Below are 24,108 nucleotides of genomic sequence, written 5' to 3'. Positions count from 1 at the left end.
GTCGCGATGATGCGAGAATATTTTTTCGTTTGGAGCCATCATGGATCGCCTTGACCGCAAAATTCTTCGTCTTCTTCAGGAAGACGCGACCCTGGCCGTGGCCGACATCGCCAAGAAGGTGGGACTATCCACAACCCCGTGCTGGCGCCGCATCCAGAAGCTGGAGGAAGAGGGCGTCATCAAGCGCCGGGTGGCCATTCTGGACCCCGAAAAGGTCAACACGCGGGTCAATGTCTTTGTGTCGATCCGCACCAATTCGCACAGCCATGAGTGGCTGCGCCGCTTCTCGGAAGTCATCCAGGAGTTTCCGGAAGTCATCGAATTCTATCGCATGAGCGGCGATGTGGACTATCTCTTGCGGGTCGTGGTGCCCGACATTGCCGCCTACGACGCCTTTTACAAAAGACTCATCGCCAGGATCGAGATCCGTGACGTGTCGTCGGCATTTGCCATGGAGCAAATCAAGTATACCACGCAATTGCCGCTGGATTATCTTGTTCTGGACAAGGAGGCGGGCTCCAACGCCGCCTGAAACCGTACAGCTTTCAGGGCCGCTTCGCCTTTGATGCGAGGCGGCCCTTCGCATTCAGATTGCCCAGGCACGACAAATGAAGTGCTGCCGTGCCTTCGCTCCGTCGCTATGCGCCGCTGCGCCCTGCCAGAGCATGATAAAGCCAAAGCACGACGATGGCGCCAATAACCGCGACTATGAGGCTGTAAATGTTCAGCCCTGTAACACCGGTCGCGCCGAAGAAGTTGAAGATAAGGCCGCCAACCACTGCGCCGATGACGCCGAGGACGATGTCCATCAGCATGCCCTGTCCAGTATTGTTGACGATTTTGCTAGCCAGGAAGCCGGCGATCAGGCCGAGGATGATCCAACCGATAATCGACATGTTGAAGTCTCCTGTTTGCACGCCAGCAAAGATTTTCACAAGAGACTATGAAACACAACTCCTTCCGATATTTGCAGCCGAAGTCACTCCGCGCCGCTGTTCCGACGGTGAGAGGGGGCAACCGACGTCGTCGAACCGGAGGTCCCCCGTCGCCTTGGCGGCGCTGGCGCAAACCGCAGTGTAGTCGTCTCCTTGGATCTCTGATGATGCGTTACCCGCATGAGGCTAATTGCTGATGTTGAGCAGAAAACATTACGGTTTTTCCTGACCTGACAAGAATATCGAAAGGTTCTAGCCTGTCCGGGTGGTAGTAAGTCTCATTCCTATCTTCACCAAGGGGAAATTGCCCGCGTCGGTTCGCCGATGCGGGCCTTTTATTTGCGGCATGCGGTTGTGCGCGGACGGTTTGCTGAAGCCGGGTGGTTTGAACCCGTTTCGCGAGCAATCGAGTCAGCTGCCCGAGGGACTGGAGATTCGTAAGGCGCATGAGCTTTCGCTTGAATTCGAACGCGGATCGGGCTTGTCCACAGCTCACCCCTCAAAACAGAAGGTCTTTTCACGGCGCAGTTTGTCGGGATTTGCCGCATTTCACCGGAAATGATCGGCTTCTGCCCGCCAGTCTCGAAATAGCGCTTGCGCCCCCACCTTCGAGTATATATGGCTTCCCCCGGTTCGGAGTGTAGCGCAGCCCGGTAGCGCACTTGACTGGGGGTCAAGGGGTCGTGGGTTCGTTATCCGGAGTCGTCGGAGTGTACACTACGGGACTTTCTTCTGTCGGGCAGTAGCGCAGCCCGGTAGCGCACTTGACTGGGGGTCAAGGGGTCGTGGGTTCGAATCCCGCCTGCCCGAGAGAAGAAAGTCCCGTAGTATCAACGACTTATCCATCAGTTTCGACAGATTGAATCGAATGCGGCGCGCAGTAGCGTCGCGTTGACGCTTGAGGCGCTTCAATACACTCCAGAATCGATATTACGTACGCAAGTGACCTGTGCACTGCCCGTTAAGGCTTTGATTCAAATGGTTTCCGAGAATTCGACGGATGGCGCAGCATGGCTGACGACACGCCGTTGCACACTCCCCTGCATCCCCAAAACGCCTCCCGGCATATCGGCTCCGACTGGTAATGTGGCGCTTCATGACCGTTAAGCATTTTCGGGCGGAGAACTTTGCCACTCGTCATTGACTGTGTTGCATACTGGGCTTGTGGGGCTAGTGGTGGAACTGCTGTCGCGGAGAACGACAGGCCTTTCGGCGACTGCGATGAAGGAGTCCGGTAGTGAGAGACTGAGCGGAAGAACGGTAACTACCAGAAGGCCAAAACGTCCGAAAACAAGGGGGAGCGTTGGCGGCTGAAGAAGCCATTGCCGCAGGATGAAGGCCTGCCGCGCGCTGAACCACGGCTGCCTCTAGCATGCATCTATGCGAGTACCGACCTCAGGGGTGAGGAATTTGGCTGCGAGACTTGAAGCACTTGAGAAGCTCCGTAACTCGTTAATGGATGCCCATCACGACGCTGGGGTGGGGGCGGACACGTTCCCGAGCCTGAACGTCGACAAGATCGCCCGGGAAATGAACCTCGCAGATGAAGGATCGGCCCGCGGCGAACAAGAGCAGTCATCGTCCTCATCGAACACGCTCGACTCAGGTCGAGTACTGACTATTCGGCGTTCACGCTGACGTCGTGCCGATAAGCGGCGCGGAACAACTAGCAACCACATTGACTGGATTCGTCGGGCGAACCTTCAGCATGATCATCTTGTCGATCTCTCCATAATCGCTTGCCTCACCGCATCGTCGTATTCGACCGGCGAGAAATAGCCCGACGGTTTGCTGCTACCGTATTTTGCTTTGCCGTCTTCGATGCCACCCCGTGCCCTCAATTTTGGGAACTGAAGGCATTCGAGGATGCGCTTGACGCTGTCGTCTGCGCATGGGTCGGTATCTGCGCACTTGAAGATCGCGCAACACCCTATGGTGATGAAAATGCAGCGATCTGGATCCCAGGCGCGCGCAAGGTCGCGCCATAGGCCGTCATGCTGATTTGTGCCAAGGATTGCCTTTGACGTGCAGGCCCATATTTGAAACGTAGATGCACGCCATATCCAAGAATCGGTTCATTTCGCCCGTTGGGTTAGATCGATGCCGATGACACGGATGTCATCAATACCTCGAAAGTTGGTGGAAATCGTCGCCCAGTGTGCCTGCAATGCGGCAACCAACCCTGCAAAATTGACGGTTTTGCCCGTTATGGGCAACTCCCAATGTTGCTTTTCGCCGCAGTAAACTAGCACGAAAAGCCCTCGACTAGAGCGGTGGTCGCGAAGGTAATCCCCGCAAAGCTGATTTTCCAAACGCTCGAATAGCTTCGATCCCGCCCACTTATCCGCGAGCTTGAGTTCGGCCGGCACCGGCGCGTCAAAACCCATACCGTGCACCCGAAGATCCATGCGCTTGTCGTCGGCTAGCTCCTCCTCCTGCGGGATCGCATAGCGGCCTTGCGCCCTGTCGCGGAGCCAGTCGCCGATATATTTGCGCATGTCGGTCTCTAGCGTCGCGCCCTTAATGAGGATGTTCGAGATGCTGCTGTCGCCATGCTCAAGATTGTCTTTGAGGTCCAGGAAGCGCATTTCGGCTAGCTCGAACAACTCGCGGTGATTGGCGGGCGTGCGCTCGATCGCGGTTTGGAACTCAAGCGTTTGCTCAATCGTCCATGGCGTGAGATCGGCATCGAGTTCCGCCTTCGTTTTGGCATGATGTCGCATCCACGGCCGCGAAGAAGGTTCGGGGTGAAGCTTCGCCAGCTCCATAAGCGCAAGGTACGCTTCCTTGCCTGGTATGTCCTTCAGCCACGAAAAGAGCTGATTTCTCGCATCTTGAGCGTCGTCACGTATGCCCGGTGAGTAGACCCCTTTGCCCACGCGCTGAATATCCTCCTCCTCGCGGATATAGTCGTGCATGAGCGTGTAGAGATTTTTGAGATGCTCCGGGGCGCGGAATCTATCGCCATTCTTCACCGTGCTTCGGCGTGCCCCTAGCAAATGGGTGATGAATTGCATTGCGAAGCTGGTCTGCTTTGCAGCCTCTTTGATCGTCTTCAAACGCGCCGCGAGAGCCGGGATCGCTTTGTCCGGCTCAACCCCGGTCCAAACCGCATACCAACGCGCCGCATGGGAAAGCCGCCGATCAGCGCTTCGCGGCTCTGCCAGCCGCGCGATGTCTTCCGGACTTATCCCCGCGTCGTGGATAATGTTGAGCATGTAGCCAAGGTTGGTCAGGTTCTTGGGTTCACGCGCTACCAATCGCGCAAAAATCTCCGCCCCAATACCGGGACAGGCCCACGATCCGCTCCTGCTTAGATCCTCCAAGACGTAGTGGCTATCCACTTTGGCCTTTTCGATACGCAGTTCCCGATCCACTTCGCGCAACAGCAGCTTGGTGATGAGGTCAGGAAAGGCATCGAACAGCGAAGGCATCCAATCCGGAAACCCGTTCAACTCGTCCATGGCATAGCGAAACGCTATTTCGGCTTCGTCCTCGCTCAATGTCGCAGCCCAGTTTTCTGTCTCACGCGTCTCTATGCTGAGGCCCGTAAGCCCGAAAATCACGCCAAACGGTGTGCTGTTGCTCGCTTTACCCTCTGAACGGAGCTTTGGGCGATAGCGACGCCAATAGTCTACCACACCGTCGCGGAACGCCCGTGCTATGTCCTCACCAAACTCAGCTTCCAAAACTTGCCAGCGCCCCTCCGTCCAGCGGGAGGATTGCGAACCCAACTCACGCATTTTTTCATGCAGGTAATATTGCGCTTTGGAAACATCGGCTGGTTTGGGCAATTTAGGTTCACGTAGCTTGTCGACATTCTTGGAAAGGAAATCCTTCCATTCTTTCTCGCGTTTCGCGTCGGCTAACTGATGTTCCTCGTTCCGCCGTTTCCATTGCGCTTCTTGGCGCTTCAAACGCTTCTGCCTCTCAGTGGGCGGTTGTGGGTGCATGTGAGTGTTCAGCGCAGCGCGAAGCGTGGGCGCTTTCGCGACGGCAGCTTTCACCGCTTCAAGCCATTTTCTTGGGCGCTGGGCCTGAACATAGAGCTGGAACGCCAGCGACAGTGCGACAAGTCGATCATCGCGCAATGGGCGCGATTTTATGTCGGCAAAAATGCGGTCGAAATCGTCAGGTCCGAACTGACGGTAAGAGCCGAACATCACCTGCCAGAAATCGGTCAGCCGCTCTTTCTTTTTTTGCCGAACCCGCCGCGCCTGGCCGACCTCGTACCAGAACAGCGCATGGTTCAATTCTGCCCATGCCGGCACCAGCGTCGGGATGTTCGAACGAATGTCGCGCATATCCCAATCACGATAATGCTGTGCCGAAGGTAGCTTTTGCAGAACCGAAAGCGTTGGCGTCTGCAAAGCGGCCGGGTGGCGAGCCGCTATGAGCCGTTCTGCCGCCTGAGCCGCGCTCTTGATCAGCCAGCTATACCGTTTAGAAATCTGGCAATAACGCCGCTCGACGAAAGGGCGTTTGGAAATAAGAGAGTTCATCCCCTCCAGCAGCTTTGCCTGCAGATCAAGGTTGAGCGATTGAATGAAAATATCAAGCGCCTGCGGCAAGCCATCGACGCTGTGGCGGTCTTTCGATTTAAGCTTGGCGATGCATACTAGGACCCACTCCACCGATTGCTCGGTTGCCGGCAAATCCTTCAGCAATTCTGCGAACCACTCGCGACTTAGCGCCAACGCTTCCTGCTGGAAGTGCTCGCGGACCTCCAACTTGTCGGCTTCCCTCCCTACCGCATGCACAGCCCGAAAGGCCGCGATGCGTGCATAGCGGCCCGCTTTGTGGTTCAACGCGACTTGCTTCGCTTCGGGCAGAGCTTCCAATAGCTCACCCTGCCATATCATGCGCATAAGGAACCATTGGAGTTCATGGTTCGAATTATATTTCGCGAACAGTGCCTTTACGTCAGCAGCGATGTCTTTGTCCGCAAAGCGCTGGACCGCTCGAAAGTCGCTCGTCGAGCTCCGTGTGATGCCGGTGTGCATGGTCTCGCACACGTCGCGAAGGATTTTCTGCCGTGTCGCCAGCGGCAGCGCCTTCGGCTCGCCCCCTTCGAAAATAAGCTCCGGCGAAATAGCCAATGCACGTTCACAGATTGTTTTATCGAGCAGGATGAGCCATACGAGGACCGGTCGCATTGTCGGCACGATCACGTGCTGGCCGTATTGTTCCCGGAATAGCAGGGATTCAATTCTGCGCCTTGACGTTTCGCGGTCGAGCAATCCCTTTAGCCATTCAGCGGTAAGATATTCGCGCACAGTACGGTGATGGAACCGCACCGTCTGATAGATCGCTTCGTCAAAAATTGGTCGTGCAAGTAGCGCCGCGCATTTCTTGCTGTCCCACCCGGGCAGGACGGCCGCAACCGCAATACCTTTTGTATTTTCCGATCCATCCGGGACGCGAATGGTAGATTCCTGCGTCATGGTTGCCGCAGCCGCGACACTTCGCGCTCCTACCAGCGCATCCGCGATCGAAAGAGGCAGCGCTTCCTCGCGATTCTGGTCACGTTCGGCCAGTCGTCGCGCAATGCTCGATTGCATCAATTCAAGTCGGTTGCCGATACGCTTATGCTTGTTCCAATATTCTACAAGCTCAGTCAGATCATCCGGCCGTGCGGCCATCGACCAGGCATCGGCTCGCTCAATGGCATCGACGAGCGGCTTAGGGTCCGCGATGCCCTTGGCCTTCGCAAATTTCTCGACCTGCGCCACTCCGAGATCATCCAGCGCCACGATCCTGAAGGAACTATCTTGATTGCTTGCCGCGTCGGCTTGCCTGTTTTCCGCATCAACCGGTCCGAGTTCGACATACTTGAGGTGCTGTTGACAGAGCTTGAGGTCCGTCACCGGCCGCCATGCGGCACCCCGGCTGGTGAGCACAATATGCGTCCGCTGCAGCGCTGCCGATAGGCGAGCACCGATTTTGCGAACGGCCCGCTCAAAATCCTTGGGCTCCCGCAGCCGCGCTTCATCGACAGAATCGAGAAATAGCCAGCCCTCTTCAGGCGTGGCTAACCATTGCTCGAATTCCGCGAGATTACCCTCTTCGAAAGCGATCTCGAAATCGTCTGCGACATGTTCGAGCCGCAGGAAAAACGCTGGCATTCCTTCCCGACGTAAGGTTTGCGCCGTATGACGTATCTCTTCGGTCTTCCCAGCGCCCGCTTCCGACAGGATGACCGTACGGTATCCAGCGAGGAGGTCCGGCCAGCTAAGCCCTGTGCCAAAACGAAGATTGCGAAAGTCGAACTCGTCGCTTTCTCTGCTCTTCAGGGAAAGCTCATGAAATGTCCGCCCCAGTTCAACATAATCTTCCGACAAGTGCCGCTCGCGATTTTCAATGGTCCCCGGTAGAACTCCACGCGATAGCATCTCGACGAGATAATACAAACCGATAACAGTATAAGACGAGCGGTGCCTTGGCTGTCCTCAGGATTGGCTGATCGGCCGCGCCACCCTGATCGATGGCGACACGATCGAAATCCGGAAGGCAAAAACCGTTGAGATTTCAAGGCCGGAAGGATTGGCTGGGGAACTTGGATTCAATCCACTCGATCCATTGAAGCCAGCCGTTTCAATGGCTTAGCCGAATTTGCGCCCGCAATGTGGGGGCCTCTTGTGGGGTTGTCAACAACTCCAGCATCCGCAAGATGTCTCGGTGGATGTATGCAGCCGTATCGGTCTCAGTGCCAACAGTGCTACAGTAAACTGACAGCATGGCGGACGATTTGATTCCTCGCCTCTTGGTCGCGTGAATACGAGCTATCCAAAGGTTTGGTATGACTTTTCGCAAATATGTTAGATCCACTGCTTGGAGCTGGTCCTGAAAACTGCCGATTTCTAGGGTCGGAAAACTATATCAAACAGTAAAAAATGACTATGAGAATTGGTTTGATGTTACAATGGAATCTAACGATCAATATTTAGTTAACTTTATCGAGGCATCTGGAGGCTTAATAAGTAACTCAGAAGTGTTTGATGCGGTTCCACATGCCCTTGTGCATGGACCGGAAGTGGCCGAATACATGAGGACGTTCATTGGAAAGAAGGCTTTTGTTATTTTTGGGATGAAACCAGGTGATAAATCCCTTATATTAGATGATGTTTCTGTTCTAAATTGTAACGAATTACGCTTTCTAGGTGACGTATCTACGTTCTCAGCGCGCTGTTACGGAGACGGCTGGGACGGTTTGATAAAGCTCACCTCTTCTGGGCAGGGAAAAGAATCCTTATCTGAGCTAAGACAATCAATCATGGAGCAAATAAACCGAAGAGAATCCGACTATCTTGTCTATATAATCGTCACATATCCCTTGTTCATCTACGTATTTCTTGTGTTGTCCGCATTTTCTTGGGTGGTCGTTAAAGCATTCAACTTTGTGCGAAATGGCTGAGTTTCACTCGCTGAGCAAAAATTTACAATTGCGGTCACCATTCACCGCCCTAAGATTCCGCCTTCGCCGCACCGAACCGAGCCCGGGTTGACTGGCCGAGGCGACCAATAGCCTTTGGTTGCGGCAGCCTCCGGCCCCTCCTCGGGGAGGGGGCTACAGGCCGCAGGCACTCTTGGCCGGTGAAGGACTGTCACCAGCCCGCCGGGCCCCGCAAGAGCCTTGAGCTACCGTTCCCCCCCCCGGGGATGCTCTGCCCCCAGCGAGTGATCGATCCGGAAATGAACAGGGCTGCCCTAGTTGAATGCAGTGCGCTGCTGTTGTCGAAGCTCGCCTTCCACGCCTTTTCGCACACCCGCGTGTCAGGCTTGTCCTTCAGCATTGCCCGGACGATGTCCTGGTACTTCTCCGCCATCGCCACCGTCGCGATCCGCTGCTCCTTGCTGATGTAGTGGTCGTGGGAAAGGAGAGCGGCGGTCATCATGTGGTCGATGACGGCGTTCCAGAAGTGAATCTGCCCCATCGCCTTGCGCGGCGGCGTGGACATGGCCTTGTTCGCGATGTCGGCTACCTGCATGGGGCTCAGGTTCCGGAGCACGGCCGACCACTCCGGGAACTCCAGATAGAGGTCCAACATTTTCGCGATGTCCGCCGGAACGCCGTCCGGGTAGCCCGTCTCGCCATAGAGCGCCTGCTTGAAATCGATGTGGTCGAAAGCGGCCTCGAAACCGCGCATGAATTCCGCCTTCTTTGCCTCGTCGGTACTGAGATCGTCGACCATCTCGCGACCGAACTTGAGGCCCACGGCAAGCACCTCATCGCGGGAAAGACCACTGACCTGAGCAGCCGCCGCCACCGCTTTCGCGAGTTCGTCGCTCAACAAAGGCCGCTTGTTGTCGTTCATCACCGAGTAGGCTGATCCCGATCACCCCCTGCAGGAACTTTGACTGGGTTTCCACACTATATTCGGGCTTGTCGGGCTCGGCCTCGTCCGGCGCGGCGGGAGGAGCTTCTTCCTCCTCCGCACGGAGCGGCTCCATGTCCGGGTCAGGATGACTGGTGTACGACTGCGAGACGGATTCCGCGTTGCCCCGAAAAACGAACGAAGCTTTGTAAACACCAGTTCCCCCCCAAGCTCTTTTCAGCCACGATACAGGAAACCTTTTGTGTTAACACCAAGGCTCTGCACGGGAAATCGACCAGTCGAGCCCGGGGTTGACGGCGGGAAGCGACCGCCTCATTGTCGCGCTTGCGGCGCTCTGTCGAGGTCAGCAGGAAATCTCCCCTTGAGAATTCGGGACCCTTTCTATCTCGCGGCTGCATCCCCGGCGAAGGCCAAGACAGCGTGCGGCCACATTTTGGCTCAGAGATGCCGAACCCAGTGCTGTTCCGACAAAACCGAGATTGGGAAGCCCTTTGTTCGTAACTTCGCGGCGTCCATGATCTTGTGTCCAAACGAGGAATGCCCGATCACCAGCACGTTTGTATGTTGTGACACCCCGCCAGTAGTGGCTCCTCGCTGGAGCACCGCGGACTCGCAATTCGTTTGGCTTGCCTGATGGTAACGCGGCCGCTCACCGACGGTGTGAACGGCGCTCGGTGGCGAGTGCCACACGTCGACCGGAAGGTGCGGACGTTGACCTTCCCGTTAGAATGCCTCCTCTAACTAGAGCCACTCCGGCACGAGCGCCTCAAGTTCCGGCAGCTTGGCAGACGTGCGATCAAACCCTCGGCCTCGAATTCGAATTTGCCTTTCGGATCCGTTCTTGCGCCACCGCGAGCTCATTCTCAAGACCCTTGCTGTGCTTCTCCAACTCTAGGGCGTGCAGGAACGCGTCATGAAGCCGTGTCGCGAGGACTCTAACATGGTTCTCCAGAACGGCCTTATCCTCGCGGAGGCTTTTCACGAGGTCAGCGGCGGAGGGTCGGCTCTTGTCCGATCCGTCCTTACCCTCCCTAATTGCAAGAATGGCGTCCCGCACCTTTGGGTATCGGCAGCCCTCCGAGCCAATCAGGTTCCTGCTCCTGCCTGCCTCGCGGGCGACTGTGGCCACATTAACACGCAGCCTGCCACGGTTCGCGAGTTTGACGTTCTCGTCATGCCGCGGATTTCCCGACTGCACACGGCGAAGCGCCTGCATGAAGGCCTGTTCTGTCTCAGGCGTCTGGCCCTTGCTAAGCGAACTCATCGGCTTCCTCCATCCCAGTATCGTCAGTGGTCCAGTTAACCTCGATCCCGAGCCTTTTCAGGATCGCTGCCGACGTGCGGACGCGGTCCTCGGTTACGGCGGCGGCCGCATGCTCGCCCGCCGCTCTGTTGGCCTCGAGCACGGCCAAGCCGCTCTTGAAGCGCGCCTGCCAGAAATCGACGTCGTCGGTGAAGATCAGCAAGTTCGCGCAGTCGCAGCATATCCCCGGCCTCCGGTGGCCGTAGTGCGGGCGTCGCGCGCTCAGGTCAAAGTGGCCCTTGGCCCGGTAATGGCAGCGGGCCAGCTCGGACCGGAAGAAGCAGTTTCCCCACTCCGAGGGCCAGACGCGGACGTCGTCGTCCTTCAGCATCGACGCCAGCCGCATGACCTTCTCCGCATCGGTCCCCTCGGTTCCGATAAGTTCCTGAATCGCCGGCCTGTTCTCATCAATCGTGTCCATCATCTTCCCAGCTGCCGGATGGCCATTCGTCGCATCGAACAGGAACTGCGCAGCCGCGTAAGTGGCTTCGTCCTCCACGAGGCCAAGCATTTCCGGATCGCGGCCGAGATAGCCTCCCTCAGTCATGGCGATCGACATGTGTTTGAAGTGGTCGCGGACAGCTGGAAGCATTCGAGCATCCGAGCGGACTATGTACATCGCGAAGCTCTTGCGCCACTGGTGCGTCGACAACTGCCAGCTGCGGTATTCGCGCGGGACATCAACGTGCTCTTCAACCCAGCTACGCTGAGAGTTGCGCAGCGTTTGGCTCAGCGCCCTTCCGATATTTCCCGTTTGCCAGGGGAACCCTTTCCCGACGTTAAGGGAAACGACGAGCTCCTTCCGGCCCCCCAGCTCGCGCCACGGTCGGAAGAGCTTCCAGAGAACAGCAATTGCCCTCACCGCCGGCGGGATGTAGTCGGTCCCCATGGGGCGGGACCCGGCCAGCCATCTCACCTCTTCGTATTGATTGTGAGCCTTGTACACCCTTCCGTGGAGATGGAAGAGCTGGTGCAGGCCACTAATTGAGGGTGAGACGGTGACGCAGGTCGGCCATAAGGCTCCGGCCGGCATTTCGCCCGCGATGATACCACAGAGCTCGCTGATTCTCAGTCCAAGTGCTCCCTGAAGGGCCACGGTCGCGGCATCGCGAACATCTCCAAAAAGCGCACGTAATTCGGTCACAGCATAGTTTTCCGAGAGTGTCGGCCGCCACGTGGCCTCCAGCGTTCCATCGCCATCGAACCTGTAGCGCGACAGCTCTTTGTTCAGGTGCCAGCTGTAGGAATTGGACCGCTGGCCATCGACTGTGGACCTCCGCGCGAGATAAATTTCCTGCAGCTTCAGGATATCGCCAGCGCGGACATCCAGCCATTCAATGGCCTCGCACATGCTCCCGAGATAGACCGGGTCGGGAACCGGATCGATAAAACCCTTGCGAACTCTTGGAGCGTGGTCGAGTGCCACGTCGTTAACGGACTTCCCACCGAACGGATGCGTCTCCATGACAGCGTCGGGGAATTCGCCGAACAGGACCGACTGTTCATGGATCCGACAAAGCGTGTCCGCGTACAAAGCCATGTTATAGTTGGTAAGGAGGCCACGCTTGTCCAGGCGATCGGCAGTGTCAGTGAGGTACTCCCAGCAGGCGTGCGGCGTCAGTTCCGAGAAGGTGCCCCGTCCGGTTTTCACCATCCACTTAATGAGCCATTTCAAGGCCCAGAAGTAGTCAGGTAAAGACGTTACCTTGGGATTTCGCCCTCGCTGGCTGGCCGTCATTATGGACCAGAAAAAGCGACGTGCCTGTTCCAGTAGCCCCTCGTACCCAGGGTCGGTGAGGAGAGTCCTCGGCTGAACCACGATATCCCATTTAAGCGCGACATCCTTGCACCCCGCAGTGACAGCATCGTAACGCCAGACCGGATCACTCCATCGGCTGTGCTTGGAGACCCGTAAGTCCGGGTTGACCTCGACAGCCATCTGAAAGGGTTCGAGAGATTGGCGTAGGGGGGCAACGTAACTCATCGATTACTCCAGTTCGGGGAAGGGCGGCATGGCTAGCGACGCTCCGGCCAGTCCCTTTTCGGTGAACTTCGGCAGCCAGTAATCTGTCAGCCTCGCGAACTGGGGGGCCCAGACATCGAGGTAGCGCATCGGATCGACTGTCGTGCGTGCCTCGATCAGCCGATCTCGAAATTGAACTAACCGCGCATAGGCACGCGGATCGTCGGGATCAATGAAAGCAAGCGGACATGCCGCACATCCTCCAAATGCAGTGCAGAGCTTTCCGGGTACATGGCGTTCGAACGGCGGGTTGAAGGGGTCGACGCAGCCAAAACCTGGGGTGGCAGCGCTTTGGCCACCTGGCATCAAGGATCCGCTCCGGGTGTCTGACTTCCCGTTTGTCCCAACGTATCGCTCCCGCCACGCAATGCCCCGCGAGAGAGCTTCCTCGTCCCGCTGCTTTGCTGCGCCGGCTCTGTAGTGCCTATACGTCATGCCCAGACTTGCATGTCCCATCCCCACCTGCTGGGCCTTCATGTCGCCCGTAATTTCATGGATGACCTCGCCGGCGGTCGCCCGCAGTGTCCTCAGGGTGAAGTCAGGGAGCTTGTTGTCAGAGATGAACGCCTTTAAAGTGTTCCTCCATGTGCTGTCGTCCGAAGCGGTGCCTGCCAGGCTTTCATAGGAGCGGCAGCCCTTCTGTCCAGCAACGTAGAAGATGAACACCCGGTTGCGATGCCGTTCGGGCACCACCCGCCGCGTCAGTGCGCTGAAGCGCTTGATCGCCTTCAGCAGGTTCACGGTGGAATCGATCGCGGCCAGGTTGGTCGCGAAGGAACGCCTGTGAAAGGCCTTCCCTTTCTCGCCGTCGGCAAGGGTCCCCCTATTTTTCGGGACTGAGATCTGCCAGCGGTCAGCACCGAAGATCGGATGGTCTCTCACCTCGGACCACGATAGCCCGAGGAGTCCCTCAGCGTTAAATGTCGTGTCTAGGGCGAGCAGGACAACATACGGTACGAGTGCACGCGCTGAGAAATGGAGCCGTTCAGCGGCCTCCCTCAGGGTTCCATAGGGATTTTTCAACGATCGGCACAGCCCCGGATAGGCTTCCAACTCCTTCCATGATGGGGGGCGACAGCCGAAGAGCTCCGCCATCAGCTTAAGCTTAACACCTATGTCCTTGAAAGGGACGACGCTTTTCAGTGTCGGGTCAGGAAGCTCGAGTGTCTCGTTCGCCAAAATTGCGAATGTTGCTTCGCGCATCTTCAGATCGGCTATGATCTCGTCTAGTGCTGCTTGCAGCACCTTAGAACGAGAAATCGGATCGAGCACTTCAGTCGCTTTGACGTGGTGATGCGCGCCGGGCCATGGATTGCGTTGCATCCTTAATCCGGTTGGAAAGTCGGATCGGTAACGTTTCGAAGTCTGCCACCAGGAAATCATCTGCTTCACCGCGTTGTACCGGTGGGCCTTGGTGATCTCCGCAAGCGGCTCGGACTTGTTAAGGCTAAGGTACGTCGCACCATTCAGCCAATCTACGAACGTCGTCATCAACTCGGTTGAAAGCTCGCTAACGCTTGCGACTGGCTTGCAGCCCCTCGACTCCGACTCGCGAAGATAGGTCCCGAAATGATTGAGGATTTTTACGTGTCTGATACGGGTGGCATGCGATCGGCCCTGTCCCCAGTCAGCGACGTAGTGAGCGACCGCCAGGCCTAGTTCGCCCTTCTCCAGCCATCCAGACAGATCCAGTTCCTCTGGAGCTTCGCCGGGGCTCGCCGTGAACCGGACCTTCAAACTGTTATCCGTACGGGTAATGCCAAGCTCCTCGCGTGGACGGATCGGCACCACGTTCGACACTGGCTTCGATGGACGCTTCCTGAGATGCGTCGCGAGCGTCTTGCCCCTCCTTTTTCCGTCACCGAACGTCATGCAGTTCCATCCTCATATGATGCGCGGCAGCGTCGGAAACCGACGCTTCATCAACGTCGACATGCCTGAGATAAGTGTTCTTTGTGGTCTCGGAACTGGCATGGCCGAGCAGTTCCCTCAGCTTCTCCCATGGCTCCCTGTTGCCCCTTTGGACCTCGGACTTGTAAAACATCACCGCAAAGGTGTGCCGGAGGTCGTGGAACGTATGGGCCGCTCCAGGAACCTTTAGAGAGGTCGCGACTCCGTCTTCGTCGAGCAGTTTCTCGCCCGTTTCGGGATCAAGTTCGAATCCGTCCCGGTAGACAATTAGTCCTTCGGCGAGGACGGCCTTTGTGAAGGCTCTGGACGCCGTCTCCGTGCCGACTGGACGGCCCACGTCACGCAAATTGGCGTCGACGCCATTCACAAACAGCTCGGCCGGAACGCGGAATTTCCCGTGGGCTGCTTCCGCCGCCTGTTGGGCGCGGAGGATCGCTTTTGCCCGCTCGACGTCGTGATAAAGCACTAGTGCACGGAGGAGCACCGATGAGATGATGACCTTACGCGTGCCCCCGCCCTTTCTTCTGACCGTAAGAGTGAACTGCTGCCATTGCAGCCCGGGACGCAGTTTTCTAGCCCGATCGAGGACCTCCCAAGCCGATATGCTGGCGACTTCGTCGGCGCGCAGACCCGTGTGGTAGGCGACCTCGGCCATCAGGCGGTTCCGGCGCGACTTGGTGCCCACTTCCCACGGCAGAAGCGACTGGTCAGGCGCGAAGATCGCTGGCCCGAGCCTCGCCATAATTCTCTTGAGATCGTCCATCTTGATCGGCCGGGGATCCATCTCTGGATCGCGCCCTCTAGGTTTGCGGGTGCCCGACCGGGCGATAACCGCGGTCCCCAGGTGCGGCAGGAACGCTGCTTTCGGGCCAATCGGAATCACCGGTTGATCGAAAGTAGGCTCCTGCCGTGGAGCCACGGCGACAAGGCCCATTTTCTCCGCCCAGGAGTAGAAGGTCTCTACGCCGCTGACGCGCCGACGTACCGTACTCGTGCTGTACTGCAGACTCGTGACTGGCGAAACCGACTCCGCCATCAGGTTTCCATAGTCGGAGAGGTCCTCGGGTTCAGCGTGATCCCACGCAATGCCATTCGCTGAAAGGAACGTCCACCATTGCGCAAGATCCTGCGCTGTTGCTCGCTGCGAGTTCTGCCAGCGTGTCGTCTTCAGCGGCTTGTACCTAACATCCATTGAGAAGCGGTTCGCAGGCTCCACTGGATGCCAGTCCTCCGTGAAAAGCATCAGGAAGCCTTCGGGAGTAGGCACGGACGGTTCGGGAATGGGACCGCCGACGTGGTGCCCGCGTCGCGTCGCCCGCACAAGGCGGAAGATACAGGATTCTTTCTCGTCCTCACTCAACCTTGCAAAACCTCAAAAGATGATGGTGCCATTTGCCACGTTCGTGCCCCAGCAAGCAGCTCCTGTCAAGCAAAATAACTCAACAAAAACAATGGCTTCCCGCAGGATCATATCCTATGAGGAAATTAGGAAATGAGGAAATGAGGAATTGGGTAAGGTGTTGAGGAATGTGAGCTTCGCCGCCACTTATCAGAATGTTTCATTCTGCGGCGGCTCGAAGCTCGGCTGGCAGACGCCCGACGAGTTCGCACTGACCTTCCACACGCGACGAGCATGGCGGCGATCTTCTCCCAGATTTCACCCATCGGACTCACAAGAATATATTCCTTTCTCCCGATTGAGGCTGGCCCGTGTTCGCGGTATGTTCATGCGCATGTCAGCAGCAGTCACAAAACCCTTCGTTCCTGTTTCGGTTTCCTCAAGAGGCGCGACGATGCCATTATCGGTCACCCTCGTGCCGGCAGGATTTCCATCTCCTGCAGGCGACGACCTTGAGGAGGAAATCGATCCCATCGGCTGGCTGGTACGGCACCCGTCGGCGACGTTCTGGTGGCGAGTTGCTGGTGACAGTCTGGTTGACGAAGGCATCCACGACGGTGACCTGATCGCAGTCGATCGTGCAGGCAAGAAACGTGTCGGCCGCATTGTCCTGGCTGTTGTCGACGGCGCAGTGACGGTCAAGAAGCTAGCAAAAAGGGAAGGACGCTATTGGCTTGATCCAAAATCACGGGGGAGGGAATTCACGCCAATATTGGTGACGGAGAACACTGAAATCTGGGGTATCGTTGCTGGTGTCGTCCGCCGATACCCCGTCGATTGACGCAAGGGCGACAAACCGATGCCCGATCCGATCGCGCTCATCGACTGCAACAATTTCTATGTCAGCTGCGAACGGGTGTTCGATCCGAAGCTCGTCGGCATGCCCGTCGTCGTGCTGTCGAACAATGACGGCTGCGCGGTCGCTCGCTCTGAAGAGGCCAAGGTCCTTGGCATCAAGATGGCTCAGCCACTCTTTCAATTCCGCGACAAAGTACGAGACCACGGGATTCGGCTGCTGTCCTCGAACTACACGCTGTACGGAGATATGAGCCGTCGGGTCGTCGACGCGATTGGCCAGTTTTCGCCATCATGCGAGGTCTACTCGATCGATGAGACGTTCGTGGACCTTGGTGGATTTGGGGATCGCTATCTGAAGCAGGCTTCAGAAATGCGGACGGCCGTCCGTGAACTGACAGGCATCCCGACCTGCGTTGGCATTGCGCCGACAAAAACCATGGCCAAGCTGGCCAATTTCGCTGCGAAAAAGAACCCGGTGTTCGGCGGGGTCTGTGATTTTACTGATCAACGATCGGCCGCCTGGTGCATGGAGAGGATAGCGGTCGGCGAAGTTTGGGGTGTCGGTGGTGCAACCGAGGCCCAACTGCTGAACATCGGCATCAGGACCGTCGCTCAGCTTCGTGACATGCCGATGCCACTGGCCAGAAAATTGGGAACGGTGGTGCTCGAGCGCATTGTCGCCGAGCTGCAGGGCGTTCGTTGTCTGGAGATGGAGGAGGTCGCGCCCCAGCGAAAGGGAATGGCCGTCACCCGTTCTGCAGGGGAGCCGATGCGAGATTTCGATACCGTGATGCAGGCCATGACGGCACATGCGTCGCGGGCGGCTCAAAAGCTAAGGCAGCACGGGCTCGCCGCGGGTCAGATCACCGCCTTCTTCCACACGAGCCCATTTTCGAAAACTGCTCCGCAGCATTCGGTATCGAGAACGATGCACCTGAAGCCGATGACGAACAACACTTTCGACCTCATCCAGGCCGCCAGCCTCTGTACCCAGAGGGGATGGAAGGGTGATCGCCGCGCAAATGGCTACGCTTACACCAAGGCAGGCGTCATCCTGGACGACCTGATCAAGGAAGGAGAAGCCCCGCAGCCGCTGTTCGAGTTCGAACAGCCAAGGGATGCCAAGCTCATGGCTGCACTCGATGCGGTCAATGATCGCTTCGGCAATAAGAAGCTTGTCGTCGGTTCTGAGGGTTTCAAACGGGCGTTCGATACGAAAGCCGAGATGCGGTCGCCCCGGTACACAACGAGGCTGGCAGAGGTGCCTGTAGTACTGGTTTGAAGGCAGCAGAGTGACAACGACCTGATCAGGATTCGGTATGAAGAAGGTCCGGCTCTGCGATTTGGTTCATAGAGACAGGCGATTCAAGGGCGTTCCTCCGCCAGCAGGGCAGCGATACGGTGTCCAAGCTTCTCCTCGACCTCATAGCGTAGTGTCGGGTATTCCTTCGAAAGATGCGCCTTGCAAATTCTGTGGGCGTCAGCGTTCGCCTCGCAGATCTCCACACGGCCAGTACATGACATCGACGAGGATCGATCTGATCAACGCACCGCGACGGACAGTGGCCGCTGCCCACTCGTCGACGCCGAGCACCATTCGATGAGCATCGGGTTCGTTTGGGTCCGCTCACTGATAGTGCGTTCCACGTCGGCGATGCCTCTATCCCAAGCATCATTCTCGCAGTAGCCCTTTTTCCGAGCGATATCCGCTATAGCAGTTTTGCCGTTCGATAGAGTCCAGTCCCACGCACCGAATAAAAAAGCCAGGGTGACGGTCGTCCAGGCAATGGTTTTTAAATATTTCAACATCCCCCTCCCAAGTGCTTGCTGGACTCAGTACTGCGGTCTGACATGCGGTAAGGCTTGCGATGCCGTTGAAACGGATGCGGTCTTGGATTTCGATGGTGTCCCCGTCGATGACGGAAGCGCGGCCGAGTATGGGCTCGGCACAAACGACGCTGCCACCGAGCTGGACGCTCGCGATCACGACTGGAGCGCTACGGCATTGCGAGAGTAGCCATTTAGTGGCAGTGAACCGTACCAGTCTTCTTGTCCATGTGACAGCACTGACCCGGAGGCGAGTCCTTTCGGCAGCCGCCGCCATGGGCGTAAGTGGAAGATGTGAATGCCACGCTGGCAAGCAGTACTAGAATAGCTTTCTTGCTCAACAGTTCTTAGCCATTGTAGCCTTCCGGACGGCCTCCTGCTCCCCCTTTAGTCTTGCAATCTCGGGAGCAATGTTGTCACCGGAAAGCGAAGAAACTGGGAGTCCTATGAGGATGACGCCGACAACATCGTTGGTTCGTGCGTTTTCCTGCTGCTTGGCCGCAACAGTGTAGGCGGCCGACAAGCGCGTTGCCTCTGCCTTAAGGTTCTCGCATGACCAGGATCGATAGCCAACGTCACTGATGTAGGATGCCGAGATACTGTCAGGTGCTTTCGCGCAACCGCAAAGCAAAGCAGCCACCGACAAGACGGCTGATAGTTGAAATTTCATGGTTCCCCTCCCAAATTCCAGCCCATCAAAGCAAAGGCGGGAGGACGAGTCGAGTCAGCGACGAGAAGCTAGGGCGCGGTCGAATTTCTCAAGGCCGCCGATCGAAATCAGAGGCAAGCGGTGAGGGCGCTCCTTGAGTCCAACGCAGCGCTTGAAGAGAAGCTGGCTCGGGCGGTGCAGGCGGTTAGCTCTGAGTATTCCCGCGTGTTGTCATGGGCGTAGATCAACAACTTCATGCCATTCGCGCACATCGGGCTTGTCGCCAGATCGGCGGCACCGAGGCTTTCATTAATCAGAACGTCCGGGCTGATCCTCGACGGTCTCATCATCAGCGGCTATGGTCCATTGTTGCTGCGGCGCACGCTATGTCATTTGGCCAAACGGCGTAAGCGGCGAATAGACTGACGATGATCGAAAAGGTGCCGCCGCAACCGTTGCGGCGGAAGACATAATGCCGACGAAGATCGTCTCCAGCCTCGTGCGAGGGCATCAGATGCAGCAGAAAGCGGCGACGATATCATCGGCGAAAATCGCCACCGTCGTGGGAGACGATGGCGCGGTTATCCAACAATTGTTCGGATCCGTCGTCGCCAAATGGCGTGCCGCAGGCACGACAGGCAAGAACGCCGCCGACATTACCTTGGTAATCGATGCAATGGACCTGCTGCATAGCGGTCGGTTCGACGGGTTTTGCCTCGTCTCGTCCGACAGCGACTTCACCCGGCTCGCAGCCCGTATTTCGAACAGGGCGTTGATGTGTATGGCTTCGGCGAGCAAAAGACCCCGGAGAGTTTCCGGCAGGCATGCCGTCGCTTCGCGGAGAACCTGCTGCCCACCATTTCCGCAAACGCGAATGATGCGGCTCAGCCCACCACGCCTCTTCAGCCACCGAGCGCGGCGGCAGCTATCATCAAACGAGTCATTGCTCAGATGGAGAGCGAAGACGGATGGGTACCGCTCGGCGCGGTAGGCAACCAGCTTGCCAACCTCGTCTCTGATTTCGATCCGCGCACCTTCGGCTCACGCAAATTGAGTGACCTCGTGCGAAAGACGAACGAGTTCGAAATCGACCATCCCGAAGGCGGGACAATGCGCATCCGGGTGAAGCCGACACCATCCGGGCGATCACGGTCCAAGGCACTGCCGCCGTCCTGATCCCGGCGGACTTCATAGTCGCGGACGGCTCGGTTTCTTGGCGCAGATATTCTTCGGGCATTAGCAGAGGCAGGAAAGCGATTTGCGAAACGAAGAACTCGAGGTTTCTCCTGATACACGCCCTGTCAGCCCGTCGGCTGAACGCAACAAGGGTCCCATCGCCGACATCCTGAAACGCGTGCTGCCCGATCATGGCACCGTGCTCGAGGTCGGCAGCGGAACAGGGCAACATGTCGTTCATTTTGCCCGTGAGATGCCGGGCCTCATATGGCAGCCCAGTGAACGCGACGAGCCGTCCCTCCAATCGATTAGGCAGTGGATGGCGGTGGAGACGCTGCCGAATATTCGATCTCCGCGATGCGAACCGGCGGGGGAGGAGAACAGGGCGTCGCGTCGATCCCAGGCTGCGGGCAAGTTCGCTACCCCTTCTATTCCGAATTGAGCCTGGTCAATGAGACTTCCCGCAGCCTTGGCATGATGACTAGGAGCCACAGTGGGAGAGGACTGCCATGAACGTGAGGACGTGTGTGCTTGTTGCCGTCGCATCAGTTGGCATCGTCGCTGCCGCGGTCGCGCAAAGCGATCTTCGCAATTCCGCCAAGTCGGTGTTCCAACCCCTGCCGCTGACGCCGCCGCCGGTGGAAGGCATCGAGATCACGCCGGAGCGGGTCGAACTCGGCAAGATGCTCTATTTTGAGCCGCGCCTCTCCGAGAGCCACGCCATCAGCTGCAACTCTTGCCACATCGTCGGCATGGGCGGGGTGGACCTTCAAAAGACCTCCATCGGCCATCGCTGGCAGCGCGGCGGGCGCAATGCGCCGACGGTGCTCAACTCCGTGTTCAACACCGCGCAGTTCTGGGACGGACGCGCAGAGGACCTGCGCGCGCAAGCTGGCGGCCCGCTCGTGAACCCGATCGAAATGGCGACCACGGAGGAGCATACGGTCCAGCAGCTGAAAGGCATTCCCGGCTACGCGGACCCGTTCCGGAAGGCCTTTCCCGGCCAACAGGATCCAATCACGTTCGCCCATGTGCGGGACGCCATCGCGGCCTTTGAGGCGACGCTGATCACCCCCAACGCACCCTTCGATCGCTGGCTCAATGGTGATGACAAGGCCATGACTGCCGAGCAGACCGAGGGGCTGCGGCTGTTCATGGAAAAGGGCTGTTCCTCCTGCCACAACGGCGTCAACATCGGAGGTGGCATGTACGCCCCCTTCGGTGTGGTCCAGAAGCCCGGCGCCGATATCCTCCCGCCGCAGGACAAGGGCCGCCTGATGGTCACCAGAACGGTGAGCGATGAGTATGTGTTCAAGGTGCCGACCCTGCGCAACATCGCCCTGACGCCGCCCTATTTCCATAGCGGCGAGAGCTGGGACCTGCGCCAGGCGGTGGCGGTCATGGGCACGAGCCAACTCGGGGCCGAGCTGACGGACCAGGAGATCGACAGGATCACAGCGTTCCTGCAGGCGCTGACGGGCGATCAGCCGCAGGTGACCTACCCGATCCTGCCCCCCAGCGTCGCCACCACGCCACGGCCAAAGCCGTGACGTTATGGCCGACATGCGGCGCAAAGCCTTGCCGGCACCGAACCAGACGAGCAGGCACTAGCCATCCGGCGAGCCGCAAAGACGCGCGCGGCTTACCCGCCGCGACAGGCGCGAGAGGTCGTCGCGCTACTGAAGGACGTTGAGCAACAGCAATCAAAAGCCTGGCGTTCTGGAGCGGGGGTGGTCGCAATGCCAAATTTCAATCGCGATAGCCTTCGTCGCAGACGGTGACTTTGCGGGTGACCATATGGCCATGTCGCCGTTCGCGGGTTATCTCCGTGTGGCACCCGTGCCTATGATGACGGTGGTAGCCGTCCTCATAGCGCTCATCGCGGTAATCGCGCCTGTCACGCTGCACATGAATCCCGTCCGGATCCAGGGTGACGCCGTAATCGTCCTGGGCAAATGCTGTAGCGGACAAAGACATGACCACGGCGGCAGCTGCTAAAAAAACGACTTTCATCTCAGCCTCCCTTCCCAGAAGTGTGGATGAGCAACTGTGTCCCGAAGCGGAGGTTCCTCGAACAACGGGCCGCGGGCAATCAAACTTTTGCGACACTGGCGATGAACGTCTGAATGAAGGACAGGGATTGAGAGCCGGGAGCAACCAGGCGAAGCGGCCAGCTTCGGGCAGAGCTTACCTCATGGCCGATATCGTCGAGCATTGCCGCCTCGCAGGCTCGGGCCCCGTTTGCAGACAGTCCGCTTTCGGACCCTCCCGTGCGGGTAGCAGCCATTCGGTAACCGCCACCATTTCGGCCGGGCGCTGACTAACGGGCTCGTTGAGGGGAAGGGGCATGGAGGAGCGGCGGATACATCAGGGCCGATCGCTCCACTAACCGTTGGCGGTCGGCCAGTCATGGAAACCGTGGGTGCCGTGTGTGCATCTGTTGGGTCTGGAAGATCCCCGCTTAGGGCGGCTGCCGTCGTGTCCGTTCGAACGCGTAAGTAGCGTCGAGACGGCCAAATGTGTTCACACGCGGTTACTATTGAAGATCGCCCAAGTGCGAAAAGCCTACCTGAACCGGACCTTGCTTCCATCAGTCAAGTTGAGTGTTGGATAAACGACGACCATCTCACCGGGACCCACACCTTTAGCAATTTCAGCAGCCCTCGGTGACAGTTGCCGAACTTCTACTTTTCGCAGCTTCGCGTGGCCGTTCTCTACAACAAACACATGCCAGGCTTCACCTTGGCGGAATAGGGCACCGATCGGCAGTACAGTCGCCTGATCAGTCTCTCCGACCAAGATCTTGGCCTCGACCCGATATCCGTCACCCAAACTGTTCCATGCTTCGGGCGGCGAAGTTATGTCTATGATGACCCAGATCCTTTGTTCTTCTACACCTAACGCGGAGAGCTTGGTAAAGCCGGATGGCTCGACGCGCCGAACTGCCCCCTCGAGATCGGCCCCGCCACCCCAGCGCTCTATCGAAACCCTGTCGCCGGCCCGAATGCGCGCAGCGTCAGTGGTCAACACGTCGACGACGATTTCGAGGTCGGAGAGATCGCCCAATTCGACCAGGGGAGCGGCCGCCGACACCACGCTCTCGCTTTCTTGCATCACTCTGAGAACTCGGCCATCGATTGGCGAGAACACTGGAAAGCTTTCGCTAGGTTTTGCGTCTGTGGTGCTCGTTAACGCCGCACGGGCATGCTCCAGAATATGGAGTGCAGCATGCCAACGGCGTTCCGCGGCAATGACACTCCGTTGAGCCGATTGGACAAGGAACTCCTCCCGTTGCAGCTGTGCAGCGGGCGCGAAGGAATGTTTTGCAAGCTGCTTTGTGCGATCAAGATCGGCGCGCGCTTGAGCGAGCTGCACTTTTGCCTGTTCCAGTAGCGAAGCCGACTCTTCGACGGTGGCATCAGCCGCGCCGACCTGCGCCTCCAGTTCGCGCCGCACTCGGGGATCGAGCAGTGGGGAGACAGATGGCGTGATGATCGTCAGCTTCTCTCCAGTCTGCACAACATCTCCAGGCTTCAGCGTCATTCTCTGCATACGTCCCGACAAAGGAGCCGAGACGATGTATCGGTCCCGCACGCGTGTTCGGCCATCTTCTTCGATGGTGTCCTGAAACAGCGTTTTCTCGACGGTGGCTGTCTCAACGAGAATCGGCTGGGGCGAAAGCAACCAGTGTAGGCCGAGGGCCGCGAGCACCAGCAACGCGATCACAATCAGAACCGTGCGGTTCATCATG

17 protein-coding genes, 1 tRNA gene and 1 pseudogene are annotated in these 24,108 nt (G+C 57.9%); 8 read left to right on the top strand and 11 right to left on the bottom strand.

Features of this window, described 5'->3' with window-relative positions:
- The first annotated feature begins 40 nt into the window (after nucleotides 1-40).
- The gene (locus tag AC3A4H_RS06895) at nucleotides 41-532 is read left to right on the top strand and encodes an Lrp/AsnC family transcriptional regulator (protein ID WP_348776979.1); all 492 of its coding nucleotides are present in this window, start codon (nucleotides 41-43) and stop codon (nucleotides 530-532) included.
- Between the two features lie 106 nt (nucleotides 533-638).
- Here the strand turns inward: AC3A4H_RS06895 and AC3A4H_RS06890 are convergent, their stop codons facing one another.
- Nucleotides 639-896, bottom strand: coding sequence for a GlsB/YeaQ/YmgE family stress response membrane protein (locus AC3A4H_RS06890; RefSeq protein ID WP_348776978.1), 258 nt, complete (start codon nucleotides 894-896; stop codon nucleotides 639-641).
- 775 nt (nucleotides 897-1,671) lie between these two features.
- On the opposite strand from AC3A4H_RS06890, the gene AC3A4H_RS06885 reads away from it, so the two are divergent.
- Nucleotides 1,672-1,745: transfer RNA gene (locus AC3A4H_RS06885), tRNA-Pro, on the top strand.
- 1,265 nt (nucleotides 1,746-3,010) lie between these two features.
- Here the strand turns inward: AC3A4H_RS06885 and hyoA are convergent.
- Nucleotides 3,011-7,276, bottom strand: coding sequence for an NACHT domain-containing antiphage protein HyoA (gene hyoA, locus AC3A4H_RS06880; protein ID WP_487766037.1), 4,266 nt, complete (start codon nucleotides 7,274-7,276; stop codon nucleotides 3,011-3,013).
- Between the two features lie 581 nt (nucleotides 7,277-7,857).
- Here hyoA and AC3A4H_RS06875 point away from each other — a divergent pair.
- Nucleotides 7,858-8,349: a hypothetical protein gene (locus AC3A4H_RS06875; protein ID WP_487766036.1), complete on the top strand. Its 492-nt coding sequence runs from the start codon at nucleotides 7,858-7,860 to the stop codon at nucleotides 8,347-8,349.
- 190 nt (nucleotides 8,350-8,539) lie between these two features.
- Here AC3A4H_RS06875 and AC3A4H_RS06870 read toward each other — a convergent pair whose 3' ends face one another.
- From AC3A4H_RS06870 to AC3A4H_RS06850, 5 genes are all read right to left on the bottom strand, one after another.
- On the bottom strand, nucleotides 8,540-9,250 hold the full coding sequence (locus AC3A4H_RS06870) for a hypothetical protein (RefSeq protein ID WP_487766035.1): 711 nt from the start codon (nucleotides 9,248-9,250) through the stop codon (nucleotides 8,540-8,542).
- Nucleotides 9,251-10,067: 817 nt separating this feature from the next.
- On the bottom strand, nucleotides 10,068-10,535 hold the full coding sequence (locus AC3A4H_RS06865; protein WP_487766034.1) for a hypothetical protein: 468 nt from the start codon (nucleotides 10,533-10,535) through the stop codon (nucleotides 10,068-10,070).
- Nucleotides 10,522-12,558, bottom strand: coding sequence for a hypothetical protein (locus AC3A4H_RS06860; RefSeq protein ID WP_487766033.1), 2,037 nt, complete (start codon nucleotides 12,556-12,558; stop codon nucleotides 10,522-10,524). Before AC3A4H_RS06860 ends, AC3A4H_RS06865 begins: the two co-directional genes overlap by 14 nt.
- A 3-nt stretch (nucleotides 12,559-12,561) precedes the next feature.
- Nucleotides 12,562-14,469: a hypothetical protein gene (locus AC3A4H_RS06855; protein WP_487766032.1), complete on the bottom strand. Its 1,908-nt coding sequence runs from the start codon at nucleotides 14,467-14,469 to the stop codon at nucleotides 12,562-12,564.
- The gene (locus AC3A4H_RS06850; RefSeq protein WP_487766031.1) at nucleotides 14,456-15,868 is read right to left on the bottom strand and encodes a tyrosine-type recombinase/integrase; all 1,413 of its coding nucleotides are present in this window, start codon (nucleotides 15,866-15,868) and stop codon (nucleotides 14,456-14,458) included. The genes AC3A4H_RS06855 and AC3A4H_RS06850 overlap by 14 nt, the downstream gene beginning before the upstream one ends.
- 157 nt (nucleotides 15,869-16,025) lie before the next feature.
- On the opposite strand from AC3A4H_RS06850, the gene AC3A4H_RS06845 reads away from it, so the two are divergent.
- Both AC3A4H_RS06845 and AC3A4H_RS06840 read left to right on the top strand, forming a co-directional pair.
- Nucleotides 16,026-16,688, top strand: coding sequence for a LexA family protein (locus AC3A4H_RS06845; protein ID WP_487766345.1), 663 nt, complete (start codon nucleotides 16,026-16,028; stop codon nucleotides 16,686-16,688).
- A gap of 18 nt (nucleotides 16,689-16,706) precedes the next feature.
- Nucleotides 16,707-17,987 (top strand): Y-family DNA polymerase, encoded by a 1,281-nt coding sequence (locus tag AC3A4H_RS06840; RefSeq protein ID WP_487766030.1) that lies wholly within the window; start codon nucleotides 16,707-16,709, stop codon nucleotides 17,985-17,987.
- A gap of 260 nt (nucleotides 17,988-18,247) precedes the next feature.
- Here the strand turns inward: AC3A4H_RS06840 and AC3A4H_RS06835 are convergent, their stop codons facing one another.
- Both AC3A4H_RS06835 and AC3A4H_RS06830 read right to left on the bottom strand, forming a co-directional pair.
- Nucleotides 18,248-18,514, bottom strand: a complete 267-nt coding sequence (locus tag AC3A4H_RS06835; protein ID WP_487766029.1) for a hypothetical protein — start codon at nucleotides 18,512-18,514, stop codon at nucleotides 18,248-18,250.
- Nucleotides 18,515-18,869: 355 nt separating this feature from the next.
- The gene (locus AC3A4H_RS06830; protein ID WP_487766028.1) at nucleotides 18,870-19,202 is read right to left on the bottom strand and encodes a hypothetical protein; all 333 of its coding nucleotides are present in this window, start codon (nucleotides 19,200-19,202) and stop codon (nucleotides 18,870-18,872) included.
- Nucleotides 19,203-19,653: 451 nt separating this feature from the next.
- Here AC3A4H_RS06830 and AC3A4H_RS06825 point away from each other — a divergent pair.
- From AC3A4H_RS06825 to AC3A4H_RS06815, 3 genes and pseudogenes are all read left to right on the top strand, one after another.
- Nucleotides 19,654-20,357: pseudogene (locus AC3A4H_RS06825) on the top strand (NYN domain-containing protein).
- A gap of 82 nt (nucleotides 20,358-20,439) precedes the next feature.
- Nucleotides 20,440-20,799, top strand: a complete 360-nt coding sequence (locus AC3A4H_RS06820; protein WP_487766027.1) for a DUF938 domain-containing protein — start codon at nucleotides 20,440-20,442, stop codon at nucleotides 20,797-20,799.
- 67 nt (nucleotides 20,800-20,866) lie between these two features.
- Entirely contained in the window at nucleotides 20,867-21,907 is a 1,041-nt protein-coding gene (locus tag AC3A4H_RS06815) for a cytochrome-c peroxidase (protein WP_487766026.1), read from the top strand.
- 199 nt (nucleotides 21,908-22,106) lie between these two features.
- On the opposite strand, the gene AC3A4H_RS06810 is transcribed toward AC3A4H_RS06815, so the two are convergent.
- Nucleotides 22,107-22,370, bottom strand: a complete 264-nt coding sequence (locus AC3A4H_RS06810; RefSeq protein WP_487766025.1) for a hypothetical protein — start codon at nucleotides 22,368-22,370, stop codon at nucleotides 22,107-22,109.
- Between the two features lie 552 nt (nucleotides 22,371-22,922).
- On the bottom strand, nucleotides 22,923-24,107 hold the full coding sequence (locus AC3A4H_RS06805; protein WP_487766024.1) for an efflux RND transporter periplasmic adaptor subunit: 1,185 nt from the start codon (nucleotides 24,105-24,107) through the stop codon (nucleotides 22,923-22,925).
- Between the last annotated feature and the right edge of the window lies 1 nt (nucleotide 24,108).

Source organism: Pseudaminobacter sp. Soil_N_29, assembly GCF_057656055.1.
This window is presented reverse-complemented; position numbering and strand designations above follow the sequence as displayed.